General features: G+C 52.1%; 20 protein-coding genes. 12 read left to right on the top strand and 8 right to left on the bottom strand.

The genetic code is table 11. The features are described 5' to 3' along the window. Window positions 1–5 precede the first annotated feature (5 nt). Together torA and torD are read left to right on the top strand one after the other, a co-directional pair. The gene (torA, locus tag ACU8YC_RS05760) at window positions 6–2,504 is read left to right on the top strand and encodes a trimethylamine-N-oxide reductase TorA (RefSeq protein ID WP_446895111.1); all 2,499 of its coding nucleotides are present in this window, start codon (window positions 6–8) and stop codon (window positions 2,502–2,504) included. Further along, window positions 2,494–3,126, top strand: coding sequence for a molecular chaperone TorD (gene torD, locus ACU8YC_RS05755; RefSeq protein WP_187253418.1), 633 nt, complete (start codon window positions 2,494–2,496; stop codon window positions 3,124–3,126). The genes torA and torD overlap by 11 nt, the downstream gene beginning before the upstream one ends. Before the next feature lie 54 nt (window positions 3,127–3,180). On the opposite strand, the gene yeiP is transcribed toward torD, so the two are convergent. Then, entirely contained in the window at window positions 3,181–3,753 is a 573-nt protein-coding gene (gene yeiP / locus ACU8YC_RS05750; protein WP_151219854.1) for an elongation factor P-like protein YeiP, read from the bottom strand. A 158-nt stretch (window positions 3,754–3,911) separates the two neighbouring features. Between yeiP and ACU8YC_RS05745 the strand changes: the two genes are divergently transcribed. Beyond that, entirely contained in the window at window positions 3,912–4,166 is a 255-nt protein-coding gene (locus ACU8YC_RS05745; RefSeq protein WP_151219853.1) for a YkgJ family cysteine cluster protein, read from the top strand. Here ACU8YC_RS05745 and setB read toward each other — a convergent pair. Continuing rightward, window positions 4,163–5,344 (bottom strand): sugar efflux transporter SetB, encoded by a 1,182-nt coding sequence (gene setB, locus ACU8YC_RS05740; RefSeq protein WP_187253417.1) that lies wholly within the window; start codon window positions 5,342–5,344, stop codon window positions 4,163–4,165. The genes ACU8YC_RS05745 and setB overlap by 4 nt on opposite strands. 368 nt (window positions 5,345–5,712) lie before the next feature. On the opposite strand from setB, the gene fruB reads away from it, so the two are divergent. From fruB to fruA, 3 genes are read left to right on the top strand one after another with little or no spacing between them, the layout of a single operon-like run. Continuing rightward, a complete protein-coding gene (gene fruB / locus ACU8YC_RS05735; RefSeq protein WP_151224734.1) occupies window positions 5,713–6,843 on the top strand; it encodes a fused PTS fructose transporter subunit IIA/HPr protein in 1,131 nt (376 codons plus the stop codon). After that, on the top strand, window positions 6,843–7,781 hold the full coding sequence (gene fruK / locus ACU8YC_RS05730) for a 1-phosphofructokinase (RefSeq protein WP_151219850.1): 939 nt from the start codon (window positions 6,843–6,845) through the stop codon (window positions 7,779–7,781). The genes fruB and fruK overlap by 1 nt, the downstream gene beginning before the upstream one ends. Window positions 7,782–7,797: 16 nt before the next feature. Continuing rightward, window positions 7,798–9,486, top strand: coding sequence for a PTS fructose transporter subunit IIBC (gene fruA, locus ACU8YC_RS05725; protein WP_151219849.1), 1,689 nt, complete (start codon window positions 7,798–7,800; stop codon window positions 9,484–9,486). Window positions 9,487–9,568: 82 nt separating this feature from the next. On the opposite strand, the gene ACU8YC_RS05720 is transcribed toward fruA, so the two are convergent. Together ACU8YC_RS05720 and ACU8YC_RS05715 are read right to left on the bottom strand one after the other, a co-directional pair. Then, the gene (locus ACU8YC_RS05720) at window positions 9,569–10,867 is read right to left on the bottom strand and encodes an anaerobic C4-dicarboxylate transporter (protein WP_446895110.1); all 1,299 of its coding nucleotides are present in this window, start codon (window positions 10,865–10,867) and stop codon (window positions 9,569–9,571) included. Between the two features lie 76 nt (window positions 10,868–10,943). After that, window positions 10,944–11,663, bottom strand: a complete 720-nt coding sequence (locus ACU8YC_RS05715; protein ID WP_187253416.1) for an aspartate/glutamate racemase family protein — start codon at window positions 11,661–11,663, stop codon at window positions 10,944–10,946. A 352-nt stretch (window positions 11,664–12,015) separates the two neighbouring features. On the opposite strand from ACU8YC_RS05715, the gene hypT reads away from it, so the two are divergent. The 4 genes from hypT to ACU8YC_RS05695 all read left to right on the top strand — a co-directional run bounded on the left by hypT (window position 12,016) and on the right by ACU8YC_RS05695 (window position 16,440). Continuing rightward, window positions 12,016–12,927 (top strand): hypochlorite stress DNA-binding transcriptional regulator HypT, encoded by a 912-nt coding sequence (gene hypT, locus ACU8YC_RS05710; protein ID WP_151219846.1) that lies wholly within the window; start codon window positions 12,016–12,018, stop codon window positions 12,925–12,927. A gap of 301 nt (window positions 12,928–13,228) precedes the next feature. Then, complete coding sequence (locus tag ACU8YC_RS05705; protein ID WP_151224733.1) at window positions 13,229–14,170, top strand: pseudouridine kinase; 942 nt, start codon at window positions 13,229–13,231, stop codon at window positions 14,168–14,170. Next, complete coding sequence (locus tag ACU8YC_RS05700; RefSeq protein ID WP_187253415.1) at window positions 14,158–15,093, top strand: pseudouridine-5'-phosphate glycosidase; 936 nt, start codon at window positions 14,158–14,160, stop codon at window positions 15,091–15,093. Before ACU8YC_RS05705 ends, ACU8YC_RS05700 begins: the two co-directional genes overlap by 13 nt. A gap of 96 nt (window positions 15,094–15,189) precedes the next feature. Next, window positions 15,190–16,440 (top strand): NupC/NupG family nucleoside CNT transporter, encoded by a 1,251-nt coding sequence (locus tag ACU8YC_RS05695; protein ID WP_187258698.1) that lies wholly within the window; start codon window positions 15,190–15,192, stop codon window positions 16,438–16,440. 46 nt (window positions 16,441–16,486) lie between these two features. On the opposite strand, the gene ACU8YC_RS05690 is transcribed toward ACU8YC_RS05695, so the two are convergent. From ACU8YC_RS05690 to ACU8YC_RS05680, 3 genes are all read right to left on the bottom strand, one after another. Further along, window positions 16,487–17,575 carry a sugar kinase gene (locus ACU8YC_RS05690; protein WP_151219843.1) on the bottom strand — a complete coding sequence of 363 codons (1,089 nt, stop codon included), beginning with the start codon at window positions 17,573–17,575 and terminating at the stop codon, window positions 16,487–16,489. Between the two features lie 2 nt (window positions 17,576–17,577). Then, window positions 17,578–18,435 (bottom strand): deoxyribonuclease IV, encoded by an 858-nt coding sequence (gene nfo, locus ACU8YC_RS05685; protein WP_151224731.1) that lies wholly within the window; start codon window positions 18,433–18,435, stop codon window positions 17,578–17,580. Window positions 18,436–18,500: 65 nt separating this feature from the next. Continuing rightward, on the bottom strand, window positions 18,501–19,550 hold the full coding sequence (locus ACU8YC_RS05680) for a YeiH family protein (RefSeq protein WP_446895109.1): 1,050 nt from the start codon (window positions 19,548–19,550) through the stop codon (window positions 18,501–18,503). A gap of 119 nt (window positions 19,551–19,669) precedes the next feature. Between ACU8YC_RS05680 and yieE the strand changes: the two genes are divergently transcribed. Beyond that, window positions 19,670–20,551 (top strand): DNA-binding transcriptional regulator YeiE, encoded by an 882-nt coding sequence (gene yieE, locus ACU8YC_RS05675; RefSeq protein ID WP_151219840.1) that lies wholly within the window; start codon window positions 19,670–19,672, stop codon window positions 20,549–20,551. A gap of 195 nt (window positions 20,552–20,746) precedes the next feature. Continuing rightward, entirely contained in the window at window positions 20,747–22,216 is a 1,470-nt protein-coding gene (lysP, locus tag ACU8YC_RS05670) for a lysine-specific permease (RefSeq protein ID WP_003027419.1), read from the top strand. A 63-nt stretch (window positions 22,217–22,279) separates the two neighbouring features. On the opposite strand, the gene ACU8YC_RS05665 is transcribed toward lysP, so the two are convergent. Beyond that, window positions 22,280–24,265 (bottom strand): ligand-gated channel protein, encoded by a 1,986-nt coding sequence (locus ACU8YC_RS05665; protein WP_151219839.1) that lies wholly within the window; start codon window positions 24,263–24,265, stop codon window positions 22,280–22,282. Window positions 24,266–24,282 lie beyond the last annotated feature (17 nt).

Here is a 24,282-nt window from a genome sequence, read left to right as displayed (position 1 = left end):
AATGTATGGATATTCATGACGTTAATTCGTCCCGCCGCCGTTTTCTGAGCGGTATGCTGGCGGTAGGTGTTGCCAGCGCACTGGCGCCCAATCCGCTGATATCAAAAGTGTGGGCCGCGGGAGAAAACCCCGAGCAGTGGATCCAGTCCGGTTCACATTATGGTGCTTTTGAAGCCAAAGTGGTCAACGGCGAATGGACAGAAACACGCCCGTTCAAACATGACAAATGGCCCTGCGATATGCTAAACGCGGTGCGCGAGGTGGTCTATAACCCTTCGCGGGTACGCTACCCGATGGTGCGTCTGGACTGGCTGCGCAAGCGGGAAAAGTCTGACCGCAGCCAGCGCGGAGATAACCATTTTGTACGGGTGAGCTGGAGTCGGGCGCTGGATCTGTTTTACGAAGAGCTGGAGCGGGTGCAAAAAACCTACGGCTCATCGGGCGTATTTACCGGGCTTGCCGACTGGCAAATGGTGGGCAAATACCATAAAGCGGGCGGGGCAATGGACCGGGCACTTGGTCTGCATGGTAGCTATGTGACAACTGTCGGTGACTACTCTGCGGCAGCGGCACAGGTTATTTTGCCGCATGTGATGGGGTCGCTGGAGGTTTATGAGCAGCAAACGTCACTGCCGCTGGTTATTCAGAGCAGTAATACCATTGTGCTGTGGGGCTGCGATCCGATCAAGAATCTACAGATCGAGTTTTTGGTTCCCGATCACGACGCGTTTGGCTATTGGCAGCAGATTAAAGAAGCGGTTGCGCAGGGTAAGCTGCGCGTTGTCAGCGTTGATCCGGTGCGTAGCAAGTCGCAAAACTATCTTGGCTGTGAACAACTGGCGTTGCGACCACAAACGGATGTCGCGTTAATGCTGGCGCTGGCGCATACCCTGTATGAAGAAAAACTGTATGACACGGCATTCATTAACGATTACACCGTGGGTTTTGAACAGTTTTTGCCCTATCTGCTTGGGGAGAGTGACAAGCAGCCGAAAAGTGCCGAATGGGCGGCCGAAATCTGTGGTCTGACGGCGGAGCAGATCCGTGACTTCGCCCGCCTGCTGGTCAAGGGACGGACACAGTTTATGGGGGGCTGGTGCGTACAGCGTATGCATCATGGCGAGCAGTATCCGTGGATGCTGGTGGTACTGGCCAGCATGGTTGGACAAATTGGCTTGCCGGGCGGCGGGGTCGGATTTGGCTGGCACTATAACGGCGGTGGGACGGTGACATCGACCGGGCCAGTGCTCACCGGGCTGGGGAGTATTAATAATCCGCCGGAGGCGAAGTACAAAGCGGATTTTCGCGGTGCTTCTGAGCATATTCCCACCTCGCGTATCGTTGATTGCCTGCTTGCGCCAGGCAACAAGATTGCCTTCAACGGTGAGACGTTAACGTATCCTGACATCAAAATGGCGATCTACAGTGCGGCCAATCCCTTCCATGCGCAGCAGGACAGGAACCGCATGATCGACGCGTGGAAAAAGCTGGAAACCGTGGTGGTGTTAGATCACCAATGGACCGCGTCGTGCCGTTTTGCCGATATCGTCCTGCCTGTGACCACCCGCTTTGAACGTAACGATATTGAGCAGTTTGGTACGCATTCGAATAAAGGGTTGATGGCGCTGCATCAGATTGTTAAACCGCAATACGAAGCGCGGCATGACTTTGATATCTTTGCCGGGTTGTGTAAGCGCTTTGATAAGGAAACGATGTACCGTGAAAACCGGGATGAAATGCAGTGGATACAGGCGCTTTATGACGAAGGCGTGAAGATGGGGGCGTCGCTCGGCGTCACCTTACTGGACTTCACTACATTCTGGCAGGGGGAAGGCTACATTGAGTATCCGGCGGGGCAACCGTGGGTGCGTCACGGTGAGTTTCGCGACCAGCCTGATCTTAATCCGTTGGGAACGCCGTCTGGTTTGATTGAAATCTACAGCAAAACCATCGCAGGCTTCGCCTACAAGGACTGTCCGGGGCATCCGGTGTGGATGGAGCCATTTGAGCGTACCTATAGCGGCAAAACAGATAAATACCCGCTGCATCTGCAATCCTGCCACCCGGATAAACGTCTGCACTCCCAGTTGTGCTCCAGCGAGGCGTTTCGCAACACCTACGCGGTTGCCGGGAGAGAGCCGCTTTACATCAGCGAACAGGACGCCGCCGCGCGTGGTTTAAAAGCCGGTGATATCGCCCGTGTCTTTAACGCTCGTGGCCAGGTGTTGGCTGGTGTGGTGGTCAGTCCGGATTTTACCCCAGGCGTGATCCGCATTCATGAAGGGGCGTGGTACTCCCCGCAGGAAGGGGGGAAAGCCGGAACGTTATGCACCTATGGTGATCCGAACGTACTGAGCGCGGATATGGGTACTTCGCAACTGGCTCAGGGGCCGTCGGCGCATACCGTGCTGGTGGAGGTCGAACGTTATCAGCAGAAAGCTCCGCAGGTGACGGCATTTGGTGGACCGCAGACGGTGCAAGAGGAGGGGGCAAGTGCAGCATAATCAAATTCATCTACAACGTGCGGCGATCTACCAATGGTTTTCACAATTGTTATTTCGTGAGCTGGACGAAAAACAGCTCACCAGTCTGGAAAGCGGCGAGCATCGGGCGTGGATTGCATCACTGGCGGCGATCCCCGGATTGTCTGCCGAGGTAAAACAATTTGAGCGTAGCCTGGCTCGGGCTTTGCGGCGGGACTCCCGACAGTTGGAACTGGCTGCAGATTTTGCCTCGCTGTTTCTGCTGGCACCGCCTGCGAGTGTTTCTCCCTACGCAGGACACTATCCGCACACGACAGCTGCAGCAGAACGCCGGCAAATGAATGTTCTGTTGGTCGAACAAGGGCTGGCGGCGCGGGAAAATGAACCTTCCGATCATATTGCCGTACAACTGGCATTGATGGCGAGGATGGTTGCTAAAGAGGAGCCGTTCTCAACACAGTATTACTTTTTACATCATCATATTCTGTGCTGGGCACCGTTATTTCGCGACGCTTGTCTGGTGCGGGATAACGAGGGGTTTTATCCTCAGGCGGTTAATCTGATAGTGCGTTTTATGCGCGAGGATGAACAGTATCTGGAAACGCTGTTGATGGATGATTTTTATTTCAGCAGTCAGTGCTGAAAATGACAAAGGGACAGCCTGCGCTGTCCCTTGTCGTCGATGAGCGGCAGAAAATTAATCCGCGCGACCCATATAGCGACGTTCTTCGATATGAATTCGGATTTTCTCACCCGCACTCAGATACTCAGGAACAAGAATAACCAGACCGGTGCTCAGGGTCGCCGGTTTGTTACGCGCACTTGCTGAGGCGCCTTTAATGCCCGGTGCCGTTTCAACGATCTCCAGGTCTACCGTTTGCGGCAGTTCAAGCGCCAACAACTGACCGTCCCAGGTCAGTACCTGCATATCTGGCATTCCACCTTCCGGCATGAACAGCAGCTCTTCTTCAATCTGGTCTTTGGTGAAGGTATACGGGGTATAGTCTTCTTTATCCATAAAGACGTATTCGTTGCCATCGACGTAGGAGAAATCAACGCCACGACGGCTCAGGGTGACGGTATCAACAATATCATCGCCTTTGAAGCGCTCTTCAACTTTCAGACCGGTACGAACATCAGAAAAACGCATTTTGTACAGCGTTGCAGCGCCGCGTGCGGTGGGTGACTGAATGTCAATATCTTTTACAATCAACAGTTTGCCGTTGTAATTCAGTACCATACCTTTTTTAATTTCGTTCGCTCTTGGCATCGAAAAAATCCTGTAATGAGGGGTGTCTAAAATATCGCGTAAAACTACTCGCGCTGGGGCATTCAGGCAAGCGGAATTCATGCTTTTGCTGGTGCAAAAAAGGTGTTACTGTGCGCTTCCCGCACAATCCGATGGTTTACGCTTAAGAGAGTACTTGTATGGAATGCCGTCCGGATTGTGGTGCATGCTGCACCGCACCTTCAATCTCCAGCCCCATCCCCGGCATGCCACAAGGCAAGCCCGCTAATACGCCATGTGTTCAGCTTGATGAATCCCTGCGCTGTAAAATTTTTGGCTCGCCGCTGCGACCAAAAGTGTGCGCCGGTTTACAGCCCAGTGCGGAAATGTGCGGACAGACGACGCACCAGGCCATGGTGTATCTTATTGAGCTCGAAACACTGACCGCACCTTAAACATCTTTTATGCGCGCCAGGCACACGACGGTGGCGACTATCATCACCAGCGCAAACCAGAACACTGCGTGATAGTTCCAGATTTCTGCGGCAATACCCGCCAGCGAACCGGCAATAATCCAGCCCACGCGAATAGTATTCGTATAAAGGGTCGTGGCTGAACCCGCCTGTCCCGGCATCAGGTCCTGGAAATAGAGCATGCCAATCCCGCCGAGAATACCGATGTAAATTGCGTTCAGCAGCTGTAAGCCAAGCAATATCGCGGGAGAGTGAGCCAACAACATACCGGCATAAAAGAAAAATCCAGCGACGACGGCAATTCGCATCAACAGGCGTTTACCTAAACGCTTAGCGAAGTATCCGGCAATCAGCATGGTTGGGATCTCCAGTCCTGCTGCGGTTCCCATCATGATGCCCGCCAGTTTTTCCGGCAGATGCAGTTCGTTGATAATAAACAGTGGCATATTAATGATATAGAGACTATTGGTTCCCCACATTAATGTGCATATAACAAACAACAGCAGTGTATCGCGTCGATTGCGCCTTGGGGCCTCCACCGCGCCTGTCGCGAGCGGCACGTTTTTACTCATTGAGGGTAAGAACAACCAGACCATTATGCCGCAGACAATAAATGCCACTGCCGCACTGAGGTACATGACCGTAAAGCTGAACCCCATGGCCAGCGCGTAGGCCAGCGGCGGGCCAATCACCCAGGCCAGCGAAACCTGCGCACGTAATATTGAACTGAACATGACGGCTTCCCGTCCCGTACGGTCGGCATGCTCGCGAGCGAGGGCAAACATTTGCGGGTTGGCGGTCGAACCAAAGCTGCTGAGGAATACCCCGACAAACAACAAGATAAAATAGTTACGGTTCCAGGCGAAAAGCACGCAGGCCAGCATCCCCAGCACGCAGCAAAATACGATCAAGTTTTTGCGATCGCCCTTTTTATCTGAACGTCCGGCCAGAAACTGACTCACCAAAATGCCGATTACGGCGCTACCGGTAAAAAAGAACCCGACCATGCCGGGACGGGCATGGACTTCATCCGTCAGAAAAAGACTAAGCGTTGGCGTCTGCAACGCACCGGCGATACCCGTCAGAAATGCGACAAGCAGGAACGCCGCAGACGTTAAATCAAACGCCCGGGGTGAGGCGGCTACGGGGGTGTTATGCATGTTTTGATATCAATGATGTGAAGAGACGCGGAGTTTACGCTGCTTGTCAGAAAATAAACAGGGAGCCAAATCAAAATCGGCATTAAAAATCAAAATAGCATTTCAGTCAGAGAATGCAGTTTGCTGACGTAGCTGAATTTGACAAGCTGACGCCGTTTTTGCGTCAGCAATTTGATCTCTGGCGAAGAGAAAATGTGCGTTATCTCTAAATTCAGCAAGTAATTTGTTAACTTTACTTGTGTGCTGCAGAAAAAAGAGCAAGACTTCTTGAAACGTTTCAGCGTCATCTCGCCATAACTGATGGAGTCAGGTGACGCCATTTTTCTCATGTTGGCTGAATCGTTTCAATTCAGCGGGAGAGGAGAACCATGTTCCAGTTATCTGTTCAGGATATTCACCCGGGCGAACAGGCCGGGAATAAAGAAGAGGCTATTCGCCAGGTTGCCGCAGCCTTAGTGCAGGCGGGTAACGTCGCGGAAGGCTACGTCAATGGCATGCTGGCGCGTGAACAACAGACGTCCACGTTCCTCGGCAACGGTATTGCTATTCCTCACGGTACGACGGACACGCGCGATCAAGTGTTGAAAACCGGCGTGCAGGTGTTTCAGTTTCCGCAGGGTGTGACCTGGGGAGAGGGGCAGGTTGCATATGTGGCGATCGGTATTGCCGCCAGCTCGGATGAGCACCTCGGTTTGCTGCGTCAGCTGACGCACGTACTGAGTGATGACTCCGTCGCTGAACAGCTGAAATCTGCGACCACGGCGGAAGAGCTGCGCGCGTTGCTGATGGGTGAAAAGCAAAGCGAACAGCTAAAGCTTGATAACGAAACGCTGTCGCTGGACGTCGTTGCCAACTCGCTGGTAACGCTGCAGGCGCTCAACGCGGCGCGGCTGAAAGAGGTCGGTGCGGTTGACACCGCCTTTGTCGCCAGAGCGATAAATGAGCATCCGATGAATCTCGGCCAGGGTATCTGGCTGAATGACTGTGCTGAAGGTAACGTGCGTAGCGCCGTTGCGGTCAGCCGCGTAGCGACAGCGTTTGATGTACAAGGTGAAGCTGCGGCCCTGCTGGTGACTGTCGCCATGAATGACGATCAACCGGTTGCGGTGCTGAAGCGTCTTGGCGATCTGCTGCTGAATAATAAAGCTGACCGTTTGTTGAAAGCCGATGCGGCAACGTTGCTGGCGCTGCTGACCAGCGATGACGCCTTAACTGATGATGTACTGAGCGCCGAATTTATTGTGCGCAATGAGCATGGCTTACACGCCCGTCCGGGCACCATGCTGGTGAATACGATCAAACAATTTAACAGTGAAATTACCGTGACAAATCTTGATGGAACCGGCAAACCGGCGAATGGACGCAGTCTGATGAAAGTTGTGGCATTAGGCGTGAAGAAAGGACATCACCTGCGCTTTACCGCCCAGGGCGAGGATGCTGAACAGGCGCTGAAAGCGATTGGCGAAGCCATCGCGGCAGGTCTTGGGGAGGGCGCGTAATGAGCAGACGTGTTGCTACTATCACCCTCAACCCGGCATACGACCTGGTGGGTTTCTGCCCGGAAATTGAACGCGGTGAAGTGAACCTGGTTAAAACAACCGGTCTGCACGCGGCAGGGAAAGGGATTAACGTCGCTAAAGTTCTGAAAGATTTAGGTATTGATGTCACGGTAGGCGGTTTCCTGGGTAAAGACAACCAGGATGGTTTCCAGCAGTTGTTTAGCGAGCTGGGCATTGCCAACCGTTTTCAGGTTGTACAAGGGCGTACCCGTATCAACGTCAAGCTGACCGAAAAAGACGGCGAAGTGACCGATTTCAATTTCTCCGGCTTTGACGTCACCCCGGCTGACTGGGAACGGTTTGTGAATGACTCCCTGAGCTGGCTGGGCCAGTTCGACATGGTGTGCGTCAGCGGCAGTTTGCCGACTGGCGTGAGCCCGGAAGCCTTCACCGACTGGATGACTCGCCTGCGCAGTCAGTGTCCTTGCATTATCTTTGATAGTAGTCGTGAAGCGCTGGTGGCGGGTCTGAAAGCAGCACCGTGGCTGGTGAAACCAAACCGTCGGGAGCTGGAAATCTGGGCGGGCCGTAAGCTACCGGAAATGAAAGATGTGATTGAAGCGGCGCATGCGCTGCGCGAGCAGGGGATTGCTCACGTGGTGATTTCACTTGGCGCAGAAGGTGCGCTGTGGGTTAACGCTTCAGGTGAATGGATTGCTAAACCACCGTCAGTTGACGTGGTTAGCACCGTAGGCGCGGGCGATTCAATGGTTGGCGGTCTGATTTACGGGCTGCTGATGCGTGAGTCCAGCGAACATACCCTGCGTCTGGCGACAGCTGTTGCCGCCCTGGCGGTAAGCCAAAGCAATGTGGGCATTACCGATCGTCCTCAGTTGGCCGCAATGATGGCGCGTGTCGACTTAAAACCGTTTAACTGACAGCAGGAGAGGCATAATGAAAACGCTGCTGATTATTGACGCTAATCTCGGCCAGGCTCGCGCTTACATGGCGAAAACCCTGCTTGGAGCGGCGGCGCAGAAAGCACATCTTGAAATTATTGATAATCCGAATGATGCAGAACTGGCAATTGTTCTGGGCGACACGCTTCCTGCCGACAGTTCGCTGAACGGCAAAAAAGTCTGGCTGGGCGATATAGGTCGTGCAGTTGCGCATCCTGAACTGTTCCTCAGCGAAGCAAAAGGTCATGCAAAACCATACAGCGCTCCGGTTGCAACAGCGCCTGTGACCAGTAGTGGTCCAAAACGCGTTGTGGCGGTGACGGCTTGTCCGACCGGCGTTGCGCATACGTTTATGGCTGCTGAAGCTATTGAAACAGAAGCGAAAAAACGTGGCTGGTGGGTGAAGGTTGAAACCCGTGGTTCTGTTGGCGCAGGCAATGCTATTACGCCGGAAGAGGTGGCTCAGGCGGACCTGGTGATTGTGGCGGCTGACATTGAAGTTGATCTGGCGAAGTTTGCCGGGAAACCAATGTACCGTACGTCTACTGGTCTCGCACTGAAGAAAACCAAGCAGGAGCTGGACAAAGCGCTGGAAGAAGCAACGCCGTATCAGCCAACCGGCAAAGCGCAGACTTCAGCAACCGAAGGTAAGAAAGAGAGTGCGGGTGCATATCGTCACCTGCTGACGGGCGTGTCCTATATGCTGCCGATGGTGGTTGCTGGCGGTCTGTGTATTGCACTCTCATTCGCTTTTGGCATTGAAGCATTTAAAGAGCAGGGTACGCTGGCGGCGGCATTGATGCAGATTGGCGGTGGTTCAGCCTTTGCGTTGATGGTGCCGGTTCTGGCGGGTTATATCGCGTTTTCCATCGCTGACCGTCCGGGTCTGACGCCGGGTCTTATCGGCGGTATGCTGGCGGTGAGTACGGGGTCCGGCTTTATTGGCGGGATTATTGCCGGTTTCCTTGCGGGTTATGTGGCAAAACTCATCAGTACGAAGCTGAAACTCCCACAGAGTATGGAAGCGCTGAAACCGATCCTGATCATTCCGCTGCTTTCAAGTCTGGTGGTGGGCCTGGCCATGATCTACCTGATCGGTAAACCAGTAGCCGGTATTCTGGAAGGTCTGACCCACTGGCTGCAAACCATGGGCACAGCGAATGCGGTACTGCTTGGGGCAATTCTTGGCGGCATGATGTGTACCGACATGGGCGGTCCGGTTAACAAAGCGGCGTATGCTTTCGGTGTGGGTCTGCTCAGTACGCAAACCTATGCGCCGATGGCTGCCATCATGGCGGCAGGTATGGTGCCTCCGTTGGCGCTGGGTCTGGCAACGCTGGTTGCGCGTCGTAAGTTCGACAAAGCGCAGCAGGAAGGCGGTAAAGCAGCGCTGGTGCTGGGCCTGTGCTTTATCACCGAAGGGGCTATCCCATTCGCTGCCCGTGACCCGATGCGTGTTCTGCCTTGCTGTATCGTGGGCGGCGCGATTACCGGTGCTATCTCGATGGCGGTAGGTGCGAAGCTGATGGCACCGCACGGTGGTCTGTTCGTGCTGTTGATTCCTGGCGCAATTACACCGGTACTGGGATACCTGCTGGCCATTATCGCCGGTACGCTGGTAGCCGGGCTTTCCTACGCGGTACTGAAACGCCCGGAAGCAGAGGTTGTGGCAAAAGCGGCATGATTGAATGCTGATATCGGGGGCAGAGATTTCTCTGCCCCTTTTTTTTATCTATTAACCGCCGCCCGGAGAGGTGTAAAACGGTTCAGGCAATCATTGGCGCGATGATAAAATCAAAGGCAACGCCTGCGATGATCCCCCCCAGTCCTGGCAGCATAAACGGATGGTTTAAGACATACTTACCCACGCGCGTTGTCCCGGTGGTGTCGAACTCCATTGCTGCCAGCGAAGTGGGATACGTGGGTAGAACAAATACCCCGGTGACTGCCACATAGGAAGCCAGAATCGCCCAGGTGGGTACACCGAGCGCAACGGCAAGCGGGATAATCAGCGGCGTGGTGGCTCCCTGCGAATAGAGAAGCGCGCAGGTACCAAACAGCACCAGTGCCAACAGCATCGGATAAGCCCGTAGAATGTCGCCCGCGATATCCTTTATCCCTGTTAAGTGGGCGTCAATGAAGGTTGTGCCCAGCGTAACAATCCCCAGAATCACCGCCAACGAACTCATTCCCGCACGGAACGTGGATGTCAGGACAATGGCGTCAGTTGATGTTTTGCATAACACCACCATCAGACACGCGGCAGCCAGCATGCAGATAATGATAATGTCCCTTGTATTCATTGGGTTACCTGCATCGAATCCGGGGCGTAGTTGAGGGCATGCGGCAAGAATAACGATGACGACCGTTGCCAACATAAACAGGGCTACTGACAGTCTGGCACCCGGCGTAGTGCTGTTTTGCCCTTCGTATTTACGCACCAACCCTTTTTGCAGACGTTCCAGATAGACTTCATCATCCTGTTGTTCACATCCCTGACGGGAAGCGATAAACGCTGCGACCATCGCGGCGACAAACGAGGCTGGCAGACACACCGCCATGACCTGGATAAAGCTGATACCGTTGCCTTCCATTATGGTCAGCATAGCCGCCATTGCGGCACTGATCGGCGAGCCGGATATTGCCACCTGAGAGGCCACGACGGATCCTGCGAGGGTACGAGAAGGGCGGATACCTGATTCTTTGGCAACTTCGGCAATCACCGGTAAAGTGGAAAAGACAATGAATCCTGTTCCCGCCATAATGGTCATTGACCAGGTGATTATTGGCGCAATTATATTGATATATTTAGGGTTGCGACGCATAAAATTGCCGGCGACACGAACCAGATAATCCATACCACCGGCGGCTTGTAGTGCAGAGGCAGCCACTACCACCGTCATAATAATGAGAATCACGTCAACGGGTGGCGAACCAATTTGTAACCCAAATCCCAGTGTTAAAATAGCCAGCCCCAATCCACCACATAAACCAATACCAATACCGCCGAGGCGGATACCAAAAAATATTGCGCCCAACACTACGATAATTTCCAGCCAAATCATAATGGCCTCCGCCAGAGAGTGATTCGTTATTAATGTGAGTGTTTATTTGATGCGATAATTAACCTGAATTTTATTTTCATTGCGCTAAAAGATGATTTTTTCCAACACGTTTCTCGTACCATTTAATACCGGCGCGAACCAACGAACCGGTTGAGTCAATATATTTTTCGGGTGACATTTTGACTGCCTCAGCAAGAATGACGGGAACTTCAGTACATCCCAGCACGATGACCTGTGCGCCGCGTGAGAAGAGTGCTTCTGCCTGTTCATTCATCAGCGTTTGCGCCCGCTTAACCTCACCGGCTTTTAAGCAATAGATACTTTCCATCACCTTTTCCTGACTGGCCGAGTCAGGGCTGACGCAGGTTAACCCAAGGGATTCTATGCCCTTTTGATAGAGACCCATGTACAATGTGGCGTTGGTAGCGAGTAATCCGATACGCGATTTTCCACAGTTCCTGACCTCGTTGATGGTCGTTTCAACAATGCTCAGCAGCTCTGTGTGACAGCACTTTTTTAATTCGTCAAACCAAAAGTGGGCGGTATTACAGGGGATCACAATACATTCGGCACCAGCATCTTCAAGTTTATGCATATAATCGCGCATTGCCGGGAGTGGGGAATTACCATGATGCATTAACGCGTCGGTTCGGTCAGGAATATCTGGAATAGAGGAAATAATTAATGGGATATGTTCCTGGTCACGTTGTGCTACGGTAAAGGTGACAAACTTATTAAACAGATCGACGGTTGCAGCTGGTCCCATACCACCCAGTACGCCAATTAAACCTTTCACGATATATACCTCGACTGACCGATAATTAATATTCAGATCTGGATTGTGTCTGCTGATCATGTTTAACAGCAGTGAGACGCGAGGAGAAATGCAATAATGTTGGGTTCAATGCAAAAACTGCATAGCTGCGGTTTCTTTTGCATTCTCGGTAGGCCAGTATTTAGCCAGGGACCTGACGTTCCAGCGCCGCTAAGCGGTCGTAGCCGTTGAGCAAAGGAACCTGTTAATGTTAAAAACGAACGTTTGATGCAAAAAACAAATCATCAGGTGTTGATGATGAATATCATCTGCGGAAATATTCAGGCATGATGTTTCAGGTTAATCGGCATATTTCAAAATCCGTGTGATACGCATGAAAAATATTGAGACAAAATGGTTATATGACTTTCTGACGCTGGAAGCGTGCCGTCATTTTTCCCAGGCGGCTGAGGAACGCAACATTTCCCAACCAGCATTTAGCCGACGGATCAAAGCACTCGAATCCGCCGTAGGCGTGTTACTTTTTGATCGTACAACGAGCCCCCTGCAACTCACGGAGGAGGGCAAGCTATTCCATTCGCAAACCCGTAGCCTGCTGCAACAGCTGGAATGTAATCTGGATGAGCTAAGTGGCCACAACTTGCTTGGGGTACCCAATATTAAAATTGCGGCGGCACATTCTCTGTCGCTGACGATGTTGCCCAGATTAGTGCACGCAATGGCAGCCTGGGGTGAGGAATTTGTCTGGCACGTCGAAGCTATCGATGTTGTTCAGGCGGTGAATACTCTGCGCGAGGGGAAAAGTGATTTTATTATCTCTTTTCGGGATGAAGACTTAATGCAGTCACCATTCTGCGGCTTGAAGGTTTTTGAGTCTGAGCTGTATCCCGTCTGTGCGGCTGATGCGCAGGGAAAACCGTTGTTTGATCTCTATCAGCCGCAGGCGCCAATTTTGAACTATACCAGCACATCCTACATGGGGAGACTGGTAAACCGCCATTTGGCAGAAGTAGGCGGTATTTCAGCACGAACGCTGTTTATGTCTTCGATGAGTGAGTTATTGAAAAATATGGCCTTGGATGGGCATGGTATCGCCTGGTTACCGGCGTGGACTATCGTAAACGAACTGCGCGATAAGCGGCTGGTTTGCCTGCAGACACCGGAACTGATGGTGCCTATTCAGGCCTATATTTACCGGATGGACACTCGCCTGAATAAAACGGCTGAGCACTTTTGGCGGATTTTGTACAACCATATGCCAGAGGATCTGGTTTCGCTTAGTTGATACGCGCCAGTTCGTTTGGCGTGTCTGAAAATCTCCGGTTATGACCAAGGATACCTTTTGATTTGATCAATTTGTGTACTACCTCTCATTTCCTCTCTCCCTGATAAACTGTATCTATAAAAAATTGTGATTCTGTTCATATCTATCGACTTTATAGCTTGTGGATAGATTTACTTTGTCAAAAACACGCTTACTATGAACACGTGTTTGATGATGAACAAGTGCTCTAATAACCTAATATGTGGCGTTGGTTATTTTTAACGAACTCATTTGTGGCAAGTTAATTGCCAGGGGACGTGCTATGCGTGAAAAGGAATACATCGTAACGATTGGCTCAGCCAATATGGATGTTGCTGGGTATTCGCATGCCTCACTAAATTATGCGGATTCTAACCCAGGTAAAATTAAATTCACCCCCGGCGGCGTAGGACGCAATATTGCTCATAATCTCGCGCTGCTGGGTAAAAATTCGTGGTTGCTAACAGCGGTTGGTAACGATTTTTATGGTCAATCATTGTTGGCACAAACCAATCAATCTGGAGTACATGTTGATAAGTGTCTTATCGTTCCCGGAGAAAATACATCAAGTTATTTATCGTTGCTTGATAACACCGGTGAAATGTTAGTTGCTATTAATGATATGAGTATTACCGAACATATTTCAGCAGAATTTTTATCGCAGCATTTTGATTTTATTCGGCAGGCAAAAGTCATTATCGCCGATTGCAATATCAATGAAGACGCTCTGGCATGGGTACTGGAAAATGCCGGAGATGTTCCGGTGTTTGTTGACCCGGTATCGGCCTGGAAGTGTGTGAAAATTCGCAGGCGTCTTGCAAAAATTCACACCCTCAAACCAAATCGCCTTGAAGCCGAAACGCTTAGCGGTATTGCGCTTTCCGGGCGCGATGACGTTGGAAAAGTCGCTGCGTGGTTTCATGATCGTGGCTTAAACCGGCTGGTGCTTAGCATGGGGGGCGACGGTGTTTATTACAGCGATATTACGGGGAATTGCGGTTGGTCGCTCCCCATTAAAACTCGCGTCATTAATGTTACAGGGGCTGGCGATGCGATGATGGCTGGACTGGCTTCCTGCTGGGTAGACGGTATGCCCTTTATTGATTCTGTCCGATTTGCGCAGGCGTGTTCATCAATGGCATTAGCCTGTGAATATACCAATAACCCTGATTTGTCTGTTGCGAATGTTAGCTTAATAGTGGAGAACACAGAATGTCTGAATTAACTCTTTCCTCTGAATTATTACAAATATCACCAGAAGTTCAGCAAGCATTAAACAGTAAAAAACCGATTGTTGCGCTTGAATCAACCATTATTTCTCATGGTATGCCATTTCCGCAGAATGCTCAGACAGCGATTGAAGTAGAAGAAACTATTCGTAAGCACGGCGCTGTTCCTGCGACCATTGCCATTATCGGCGGAATAATGAAAGTAGGTTTAAGTAAAGATGAAATTGAGTTGCTTGGACGAGAAGGACATAATGTTACTAAAGTCAGCCGTCGTGATTTGCCATTTGTGGTCGCGGCAGGGAAAAATGGTGCCACCACCGTTGCCTCTACGATGATTATTGCCGCGTTGGCCGGAATTAAAGTATTTGCGACCGGGGGAATTGGCGGCGTTCATCGTGGTGCTGAACATACGTTTGATATTTCCGCAGATCTACAGGAACTGGCACATACCAATGTCACGGTAATTTGTGCCGGGGCGAAATCTATTTTGGATCTCGGTTTAACGACTGAATATTTAGAAACCTTTGGCGTACCGTTAATTGGTTATCAGACAACATCGCTCCCGGCATTTTTCTGTCGTACCAGTCCTTTTGAAGTCAGTATCCGTCTGGACAGCGCGAAAGAGATTGCCCGCGCCATGGCGGTGAAATGGCAAACGGGTCTCAATGGAGGCCTGGTTGTCGCCAATCCAATCCCGGAGCAGTTTGCTATGGCCGAAGAGAAAATTAATGCGGCTATCGATCGGGCGGTAAAAGAAGCGGAAGAGCAGGGCGTCGTGGGTAAAGAAAGTACGCCGTTCCTGTTGGCGCGAGTTGCGGAGCTGACCGGCGGCGACAGTCTGAAATCAAATATTCAGCTGGTGTTCAACAACGCAGTGCTGGCCTGTGAAATTGCGAAGGAGTATCAACGCCTCGCCTGACAGAATTTCCCGGGCAGAATGCGGTCGCCCGCGAATATCAAACCTACCAAAACCTGGCGATAACGCTGGGTTTCCTGGCATGAAGGGAATTTCATTATGGATATAATGAGAAGTGTTGTGGGTATGGTGGTATTACTGGCCATCGCGTTTCTGCTGTCAGTAAATAAAAAACGTATTAGTCTGCGCACTGTTGGGGCTGCGCTGGTACTGCAAATAGCCATCGGCGGCATTATGCTCTATTTCCCGCCGGGAAAATGGCTGGTTGAACAGGCCGCGCTCGGCGTGCACAAGGTGATGTCATATAGTGATGCAGGTAGCGCATTTATCTTCGGCTCTCTGGTTGGGCCAAAAATGGATGTGCTGTTTGACGGGGCCGGGTTTATTTTCGCCTTCCGGGTGCTCCCGGCCATCATTTTTGTGACCGCACTCATCAGTCTGCTCTACTACATTGGCGTGATGGGGCTGTTGATCCGCATCCTCGGCGGTATTTTCCAGAAGGCGCTGAATATCAGTAAGATCGAGTCATTTGTCGCCGTAACCACGATTTTCCTCGGGCAAAACGAGATCCCGGCAATCGTGAAACCGTTTATTGATCGCCTGAATCGCAATGAGTTGTTTACCGCTATCTGTAGCGGGATGGCCTCGATTGCTGGCTCAATGATGATTGGTTACGCCGGAATGGGCGTCCCGATTGATTATTTGTTGGCGGCATCCTTGATGGCAATCCCTGGCGGTATTTTGTTCGCGCGTATGCTGAGTCCGGCAACGGAAGAATCTCGCGTCACCTTTGAAAACCTGTCATTTACTGAAACACCACCGAAAAGCATCATCGAGGCGGCGGCGAGTGGGGCGATGACCGGGCTGAAGATCGCCGCAGGTGTGGCGACAGTAGTTATGGCATTTGTCGCCATTATCGCGCTGATTAACGGTATTATCGGCGGAATTGGTGGTTGGTTTGGTTATGGGCATGCCACTCTGGAAGGGATCTTTGGCTATGTGTTAGCCCCGCTGGCATGGATTATGGGCGTGGACTGGAGTGATGCAACGCTGGCAGGTAGCTTGATTGGACAGAAGCTGGCGATCAACGAATTTGTCGCTTATCTCAACTTCTCGCCGTATCTGCAAACGGGCGGGACGCTGGACGTGAAGACCATCGCGATTATCTCGTTTGCGCTGTGTGGTTTCGCGAACTTCGGTTCGATTGGCGTCGTGGTCGGGGCATTTTCGGCGATTGCGCCACAGCGTGCACCGGAAATCGCGCAGCTTGGAATGCGTGCGCTGGCAGCAGCAACGCTGTCGAACCTGATGAGCGCCACTATCGCCGGTTTCTTTATCGGACTGGCATAAAATAAAGTTTGTAGGCCGGATAAGCGTAGCGCTATCCGGCAGACATTCAAGCTGTTTGCAGCAAATACAGAGCGTTATCCGCAGAGAGCGTTGGGTTGTTGATACTGACGCTGGCCCGCGATAATGCCGCGCAGGCCATGGCAAAGCGCGCGCTTTCACGAAACTCACTGCCTTCCAGAAAGCTGTACAGTAATCCCGCCATAAAAGCGTCATCGGCACCAAAACTGTCTACCACCGTATGCTCAGGCGGCGTCAATAAAAACTGTTCGCCGTCCTTTTCGCTGCAAAAAACGGATTCATCTTCCAGGCAGACAAAAATGCGTTTTACCCCTTGCTGATGCAGGCTATTGACGGCCTGTACGCGATCCGCATCAGTATGAATAGGTTGGCCCCATAAAATCGCAAGCTCTTTCTGCGTGGGTTTAAGCGTATGAATACGCGTAAACCAGGTCTTCATTTTTGCCGCTTTGAACTCTGAAACGGTGTCAATAAATACCGGAATGTCATCGGCAATAGTAAAGACCCACTCAATGGCTTCGGCGGTCAGATTGCAATCGGCCAGTACGACACCGGAATGGCGGATCAAATCTCGCGAACTGTTCAGCAACTGCGGCGTCAATTGTTGCAGGATATGGGTATCGTTAATGGCCAGGACGGTCTCTTCCCGCTGATTAGCGATCGACAGGTAGGTTGAGGTATTGTGTCCATGCAGACGAATGCAGCTGGAAACGTTAACACCAGCCTGACGCGTTTGTTCCAGCAATGTTTCGCCATAGAAGTCACTGCCAACAGCGGAAATTAAATGTACGTCGCGCCCCAGCAGCGCCAGGTTGTGGGCGATGTTACGTCCTACACCGCCCGCTGAGCAATGAATGCTACCAGGGTTAGAGGCTGCCTGAGGATAATGGATGTCTGCAACACCCCGGATATCCATGTTGATAGCCCCTACAACCACGCAATAATCCTGTTCGGTAAGGATATAACCTTTACCTTTGATCATGCCTTTACGCATTAAATCCATAATATGCGCAGCGACGCGTGAACGGCTGATCTGCAAAATATCGGCGATTTCATTCTGCTGAATCAACGGATTGCGGCGCAGGATCTTAAGGATCTGCTTTTCCCTGTCGTTCATGATTAGGCCACCGCTTTTTCTGTTTGCTGGGCTTTCAGCCAGGCAATCTCTTCTGCCCAGATATCTGGATTAATGGTTTCCAGCACCAGCGGAATGCCGTCAAAACGATTGTCCTGCATAATCCATCGGAATGCGTCGTGGCCAATATTGCCTTCACCCAAGCTGTGGTGACGGTCAACGCGGCTGCCAAACGTGCTCTTTGCGTCGTTCAGGTGCATACCGCGCAGATATTTGAAGCCGACAATACGTTCGAATTCCGCAAACGTCTTTTCGCATTCCTCAACGGAACGCAAATCGTAACCGGCCGCGAAGGCGTGGCAGGTATCAATACAGACGCCGACACGGGATTTATCTTCTACGCCGTCGATAATGGCGGCCAGGTGCTCAAACTTAAAGCCAAGGTTGCTGCCCTGTCCGGCGGTATTTTCAATTACCGCTGTAACGCCCTGGGTCTGGGCGAGGGCGATGTTGATGGATTCGGCAATGCGCGCCAGACATTCATCTTCCGGGATCTGCATCAAATGGCTGCCCGGGTGAAAGTTCAACAGGGATAGGCCAAGCTGTTCGCAGCGCTGCATTTCATCGATAAACGCCTCGCGTGATTTTTCCAGCGCATCGCTGACCGGATGCCCGAGATTTATCAGGTAGCTGTCGTGAGGCAGGATTTGCGCGGAAGTATAGTGATACTTCTCGCAGGCAGATTTGAAACCATCAATGATTTCGGTGGTCAGCGGCGCGGCACGCCACTGACGCTGATTCTTGGTGAACAGGGCGAATGCGGTCGCTTCGATTTCTGCGGCTCGAATAGCGGCGTTAGCCAGACCGCCAGCGGCGCTTACGTGCGCTCCAATATATTTCATAAATTAAACCCGCCATACTCAAAAGGGGAGAGTATAGCGGGTTAATGGGGGGGAGTCGTGCTCGTTTATGCCATCAGTGCGTGGATAGCGAGGTTAATCGCGCCACCGCCCACAATCAGCCAGACAAACAGCAGCAGGGCCATCAGTAATGGTTTAGCGCCGGCTTTTTTCAGGGCGCTAACGTGAGTGGTCAGCCCCAGTGCAGCCATCGCCATTGCCAGCAAAATGGTATCCAGTGTTACCAGCATATTCACTACCGACTGCGGCAGAAAGTGGAACGAGTTAAAAATCGCGACCACAATGAACAGGATGGCAAACCACGGAATGGTGATTTTGCTCTTCTCACCACCGGTGGCCGGAGAAAGCTGTTTAACGCGAGCGGCCAACAGGATAAGGAACGGTGCCAGCATCATGACGCGCAGCATTTTGGCAATAACCGCGGCGTTTTCCGCATCCGGGTTAATGGCGTGACCGGCAGCCACAACCTGAGCGACTTCATGCATGGTGGAACCAATGTAAATGCCGTAGGTTTCCGGGCTAAACCAGTGCGCCAGTAGCGGGTACATCGCCGGATACAGGAAGATAGCGATGGTACCGAAGATGACCACTGTGGCGACAGCGACGGTCACCTTACTGGCTTCCGCTTTCACCACCGGTTCAGTTGCCAGCACGGCGGCGGCACCACAAATGCTGCTCCCCGCGCCAATCAGCCAACTGGTATGGCGGTCCAGACCAAACACTTTCTGCCCAAGGAAGCAGGCAATCATAAAGGTACTGCTTAGCGTTAACACATCAATCACGATACCGCTGACGCCAACGTCAGCAATTTGCGCGAAGGTGAGGCGAAACCCGTAGAGGATAATCCCCAGACGCAATAAATGTTGTTTAGCAAACAGCACACCGCCGTCACAGCTTTTCCAGATGTGCGGATAGACGGTATTGCCGAGAACCATCCCCAGTAAAATTGCCAGGGTGAGGGCGCTGAACCCGGCACCTGCGACGGCGGGAATGGAGCCACCCCATAAGGCGACCCCAGTGATAACTGCACTCAGGGCGAGCCCCGGAATAAAATGCCACGTTGTACGACGATGAGTCTGCAAGGTGAGTTCTGTCATATCCTTCTCCTTTATCTGGGTAAAAGAGTACGGCGAAGTGGTTTAAAAATAAAATTGATTATATATTTATAATTAATCTCTATAAGTGGTAAGTGACGGATATCCGGTGGAAAACGACTATGCATATCACCCTGCGACAACTTGAAGTGTTTGCTGAGGTATTAAAAAGCGGCTCAACGACCCAGGCGTCTGTCATGCTGGCATTGTCGCAGTCGGCGGTGAGTGCCGCGCTTACCGATCTGGAAGGACAGCTTGGCGTACAGCTCTTTGACCGGGTAGGCAAACGACTGGTAGTCAACGAGCACGGGCGCTTGCTCTACCCACGGGCGCTGGCACTACTCGAGCAAACGACCGAAATCGAACAGCTTTTCCGCGAAGATAATGGTGCCATTCGGGTTTATGCCAGTAGCACCATTGGCAACTATATTCTGCCTGCCATGATTGCCCGCTATCGGCATGATTTCCCCGATTTGCCGCTGGAGCTTAGCGTGGGCAACAGCCAGGATGTGATCAATGCGGTACTGGATTTCCGGGTAGATATCGGGCTGATTGAAGGGCCGTGTCATAGTACGGAAATAATCTCTGAACCGTGGCTTGAAGACGAGCTGGTAGTGTTCGCGGCACCGTCGTCACCGCTGACAAAGGGACCCGTTACGCTGGAACAGCTGGCTGCTTCGCCGTGGATCCTGCGTGAACGAGGATCAGGTACGCGTGAACTGGTGGATTACCTGCTGTTGTCTCATTTACCGAGATTTCAGATGGCAATGGAGTTGGGTAACTCCGAGGCCATTAAGCATGCGGTGCGCCATGGTCTCGGGATCAGCTGTTTGTCGCGGCGGGTCATTGCCGAGCAGTTACAGGCGGGAACGCTGAGCGAAGTTCCCGTGCCGCTTCCGCATTTGGTCCGCACGCTATGGCGTGTTCATCATCGACAAAAACATATCTCCAATGCCATTACGCGCTTTTTGCACTACAGCGACCAGGTAGAGCAGGGGGAATAAGACGTTCACTGTCGTGATGACTCCTTTTTGCATAATGGCGGTTACGTTTTAACCGCCTTGCACCCTCTGTTTTCTGCTTTACTTATAATCCGCGGCCAGTCATGAAGGTCTCTTATAACAGCGCATTTGTGCCGGAAGAATGCCGTTTCGTCTGCTACAATCGCGCCTCATTTTTTGGATGGATAGCATTTTCACATGGTTTCCGAAACTAAAACCACAGAAGCGCCCACGCTACGTCGTGAACTGAAGGCGCGTCACCTGACGATGATCGCCATTGGTGGTTCCATCGGTACGGGTCTTTTCGTTGCATCTGGTGCAACCATTTCTGCGGCGGGTCCTGGCGGCGCGCTGTTTTCCTATATTCTGATTGGCCTGATGGTGTACTTCCTGATGACCAGTCTCGGTGAACTGGCTGCCTACATGCCGGTTTCCGGCTCGTTCTCCACCTACGGTCAGAACTATGTAGAAGAAGGCTTTGGTTTCGCGCTGGGGTGGAACTACTGGTACAACTGGGCAGTAACGATTGCCGTTGACCTGGTGGCCGCACAGTTGGTAATGAGCTGGTGGTTCCCGGACACGCCGGGCTGGATCTGGAGCGCGCTGTTCCTCGGCGTTATTTTCCTGCTGAACTACATTTCCGTTCGCGGATTCGGTGAGGCGGAATACTGGTTCTCACTGATCAAAGTGACCACCGTCATTATCTTCATCGTGGTTGGCGTGATGATGATTTTCGGTATCTTCAAAGGCGCTCAGCCAGTGGGCTGGAGCAACTGGACGACCGGTGATGCACCGTTTGCCGGTGGTTTTGCTGCGATGATTGGCGTGGCGATGATCGTTGGCTTCTCCTTCCAGGGAACTGAGCTGATCGGTATCGCGGCAGGCGAATCTGAAGATCCTGAGAAGAATATCCCACGTGCGGTCCGTCAGGTGTTCTGGCGAATCCTGCTGTTCTATGTGTTCGCGATTTTGATTATCAGCCTGATCATTCCGTACACCGATCCGAGCCTGCTGCGTAACGATGTGAAAGACATCAGCGTTAGCCCGTTCACGCTGGTATTCCAGCATGCGGGTCTGCTGTCTGCGGCGGCGGTGATGAACGCAGTTATCCTGACGGCAGTGCTATCTGCGGGTAACTCCGGGATGTATGCCTCCACGCGTATGCTTTACACCCTGGCATGTGACGGCAAAGCGCCACGTATTTTCGGCAAACTGTCCCGTGGCGGTGTACCGCGTAACGCGCTGTATGCGACCACCGTGGTGGCGGGGCTGTGCTTCCTGACCTCGATGTTTGGCAACCAGACCGTATACCTGTGGTTGCTGAATACCTCCGGGATGACGGGCTTTATCGCCTGGCTGGGGATCGCCATTAGCCACTATCGCTTCCGTCGCGGTTATGTGCTGCAAGGTCATGATGTGAAAGATCTGCCGTATCGTTCTGGCTTCTTCCCGCTGGGGCCGATCTTCGCCTTTGTGCTGTGCCTGATTATTACCCTCGGTCAGAACTACGAAGCGTTCCTGAAAGACAGCATTGACTGGGGCGGCGTGATGGCTACCTATATCGGTATCCCACTGTTCCTGATTATCTGGTTTGGCTATAAGCTGACGAAAGGAACCCATTTTGTTCGCTATAGCGAAATGAAATTCCCGGGCCGCGTGAAGAAATAACAGTATAAAAAGCATAACAAAACCCCGGCATGGTGAGTGCCGGGGTTTTTTATTGCGCCAGACTTAGAAGCTGTAAGTCAGGCCAACCGTGTAACGACGACCATCGAGGACGGTGTCGTAGGTATCGTAATCGATTTGCTTATCCAGCACGTTATACACGCCGGCAGTCATCAACAGATCCTTGGTGGCATAGTAGCGTAAACCCACATCGACCTGGGTATAGGACGGCGTGCCCTGCGCCATAGAAGTACGGCTCAGGTATTCAGACGTTTTCCCGCGCAGATTCAGGCGGCTCCAGAAACCGAGATCCTGCGTGGCCTGCCAGTCCAGCGTGGTGTTGAACATATGCTTTGGCATTTTGTTCAATGGCTGGCCGGAGAACTGACCGCTTTTCTGCTCAGATTCCGTGTAGGTGTAGTTCGCCGTCCAGTTGACGTCGGAGGTTATTTTCCAGCCGAAGGTGGATTCTACGCCGCGCATATTAGCTTTATCGACGTTAACGCGATCGCTGACGAAGTCATAAGTGGTATTGCCGATAGTACAGGCCGGGTCGGAACTGCTGTTACAGCGACGCACCTCGGTGATTTTGTTTTTGAAGTCGGTATTGAACAGGGTGACGCCTGCGTTGAGGTTGTCGCCGTTATCCCACAGTAAGCCGATTTCTTCGCTGAGGCTTTTCTCCGGCTTCAGGTCTGGATTGCCGACAATGATTCCGTTCAGACGTCCGCCGCCGGTGACCTGTCCCCAGTTTGCTGATGACTGGCGCAGGTCTGGCGCACGGTAGCCCGCCGAAACGCCGCCTTTTAAGGTCCATTGATCGCTCAGATGCCATACGCCATAGCCGCGCGGCGTCCAGTTGTCACCGTAGTTTTCATCTTTATCCATACGCAGACCACCGGTCAACGTAAAGGTATCGGTAACGGCCCATTCATCTTCAGCAAACAACGCCCAGCTCCAGCGGGTCAGTTTGTTCAGCCCATCAGCAGCTTGTAGCTGATTCCCGTTATCACGCAATTTCTCATAACGGTATTGCCCGCCTAACGTCAGGGTGTGCGCCCCGAGGAAGACCTGATTCTGGTTATTGAAAATCGTGTTGTAAGACTTCATCTGGCGACCCGGGTTTTCGCTCTCTTCCTGCTGGACATAGCTGGTGGAGTTGAAGTCGTCGTAATAACCACTGTGGGTTAAGGAATAGGTCGTGTGTACATACTTGCTTTCGCTTTTACTGTTGGGCTTACAGCTTCCGTTGCGGCAGTTTTCCTCAGCCATAGATTTGCCCGGCGTACTGTCGCGGTCTTGCAATTCACGAGCGTAATCGAAGTCGACGTCATTTTTATCATCTGGCGTAAAGTTCAGGGTTAACCCTCCGTTACGCATACGCTGTTCATTGTAGCCATTGAGGATTTTATCTTCCGCCCGATGGGAGAATAACCCGGTCACCTTCGCACCAAGTAATCCGTCAATCAGTGGCCCGGACGCATAGGCGTTGGTCTGGTAAATATCGCCGGAGTCTCTGTCCTCCTGGAACGTGGCGTCGCCGTGCAGAGAGCCGGTCCAGGCTTTGGTATTCGAGACTTTCTTGGTGATGACGTTAATGACGCCGCCCATCGCATCGGAACCATACAGGGACGACATCGGGCCACGGATGACTTCAATACGCTCGATGGATTCCAGCGGCGGCAGCCAACCTTGCTCAATACCTGAATTGTCGCTGTTCGGGCGTGTGCCGCGGGTGCTGATGCGTTTACCGTTGACCAGGAAGAGCGTGTATTGCGAAGCCATACCGCGAATACTGATGTCGCTGCTGCTCCCCCCGCCGGTGACGACGACGCCAGGGACATCTTTTAGCGCATCGGTGACATCGCGATAGGCTTTATCTTCGATCTGCTGCTTGGTAATAACAGATATCGACGCCGGAGCATCCTGTATTTTCTGCTCAAAGCCGGTAGCTGTTACTACCACGGTGTCTTGTTCTGCGGCATGGCCGAGTGATGGGAGACTGGCGACGCATACTGCGGCAGCTACAGCCTTAACGTGAGGTATAGTCATTTGTATCATTCCATTTA

This window comes from Citrobacter sp. VF227, from assembly GCF_052950715.1.
Note: the sequence above shows the minus strand (reverse complement) of the source record. Positions and strands in the feature narration are given on the sequence as shown.

Coding starts and splice junctions, on each gene's coding strand:
- torA (WP_446895111.1), top strand. CDS start 6: ATGGATATTCATGACGTTAATTCGTCCCGCCGCCGTTTTCTGAGCGGT.
- yeiP (WP_151219854.1), bottom strand. CDS start 3,753: ATGCCAAGAGCGAACGAAATTAAAAAAGGTATGGTACTGAATTACAAC.
- ACU8YC_RS05745 (WP_151219853.1), top strand. CDS start 3,912: ATGGAATGCCGTCCGGATTGTGGTGCATGCTGCACCGCACCTTCAATC.
- setB (WP_187253417.1), bottom strand. CDS start 5,344: ATGCATAACACCCCCGTAGCCGCCTCACCCCGGGCGTTTGATTTAACG.
- fruB (WP_151224734.1), top strand. CDS start 5,713: ATGTTCCAGTTATCTGTTCAGGATATTCACCCGGGCGAACAGGCCGGG.
- fruK (WP_151219850.1), top strand. CDS start 6,843: ATGAGCAGACGTGTTGCTACTATCACCCTCAACCCGGCATACGACCTG.
- fruA (WP_151219849.1), top strand. CDS start 7,798: ATGAAAACGCTGCTGATTATTGACGCTAATCTCGGCCAGGCTCGCGCT.
- ACU8YC_RS05720 (WP_446895110.1), bottom strand. CDS start 10,867: ATGATTTGGCTGGAAATTATCGTAGTGTTGGGCGCAATATTTTTTGGT.
- hypT (WP_151219846.1), top strand. CDS start 12,016: ATGAAAAATATTGAGACAAAATGGTTATATGACTTTCTGACGCTGGAA.
- ACU8YC_RS05705 (WP_151224733.1), top strand. CDS start 13,229: ATGCGTGAAAAGGAATACATCGTAACGATTGGCTCAGCCAATATGGAT.
- ACU8YC_RS05700 (WP_187253415.1), top strand. CDS start 14,158: ATGTCTGAATTAACTCTTTCCTCTGAATTATTACAAATATCACCAGAA.
- ACU8YC_RS05695 (WP_187258698.1), top strand. CDS start 15,190: ATGGATATAATGAGAAGTGTTGTGGGTATGGTGGTATTACTGGCCATC.
- ACU8YC_RS05690 (WP_151219843.1), bottom strand. CDS start 17,575: ATGAACGACAGGGAAAAGCAGATCCTTAAGATCCTGCGCCGCAATCCG.
- nfo (WP_151224731.1), bottom strand. CDS start 18,435: ATGAAATATATTGGAGCGCACGTAAGCGCCGCTGGCGGTCTGGCTAAC.
- ACU8YC_RS05680 (WP_446895109.1), bottom strand. CDS start 19,550: ATGACAGAACTCACCTTGCAGACTCATCGTCGTACAACGTGGCATTTT.
- yieE (WP_151219840.1), top strand. CDS start 19,670: ATGCATATCACCCTGCGACAACTTGAAGTGTTTGCTGAGGTATTAAAA.
- lysP (WP_003027419.1), top strand. CDS start 20,747: ATGGTTTCCGAAACTAAAACCACAGAAGCGCCCACGCTACGTCGTGAA.
- ACU8YC_RS05665 (WP_151219839.1), bottom strand. CDS start 24,265: ATGACTATACCTCACGTTAAGGCTGTAGCTGCCGCAGTATGCGTCGCC.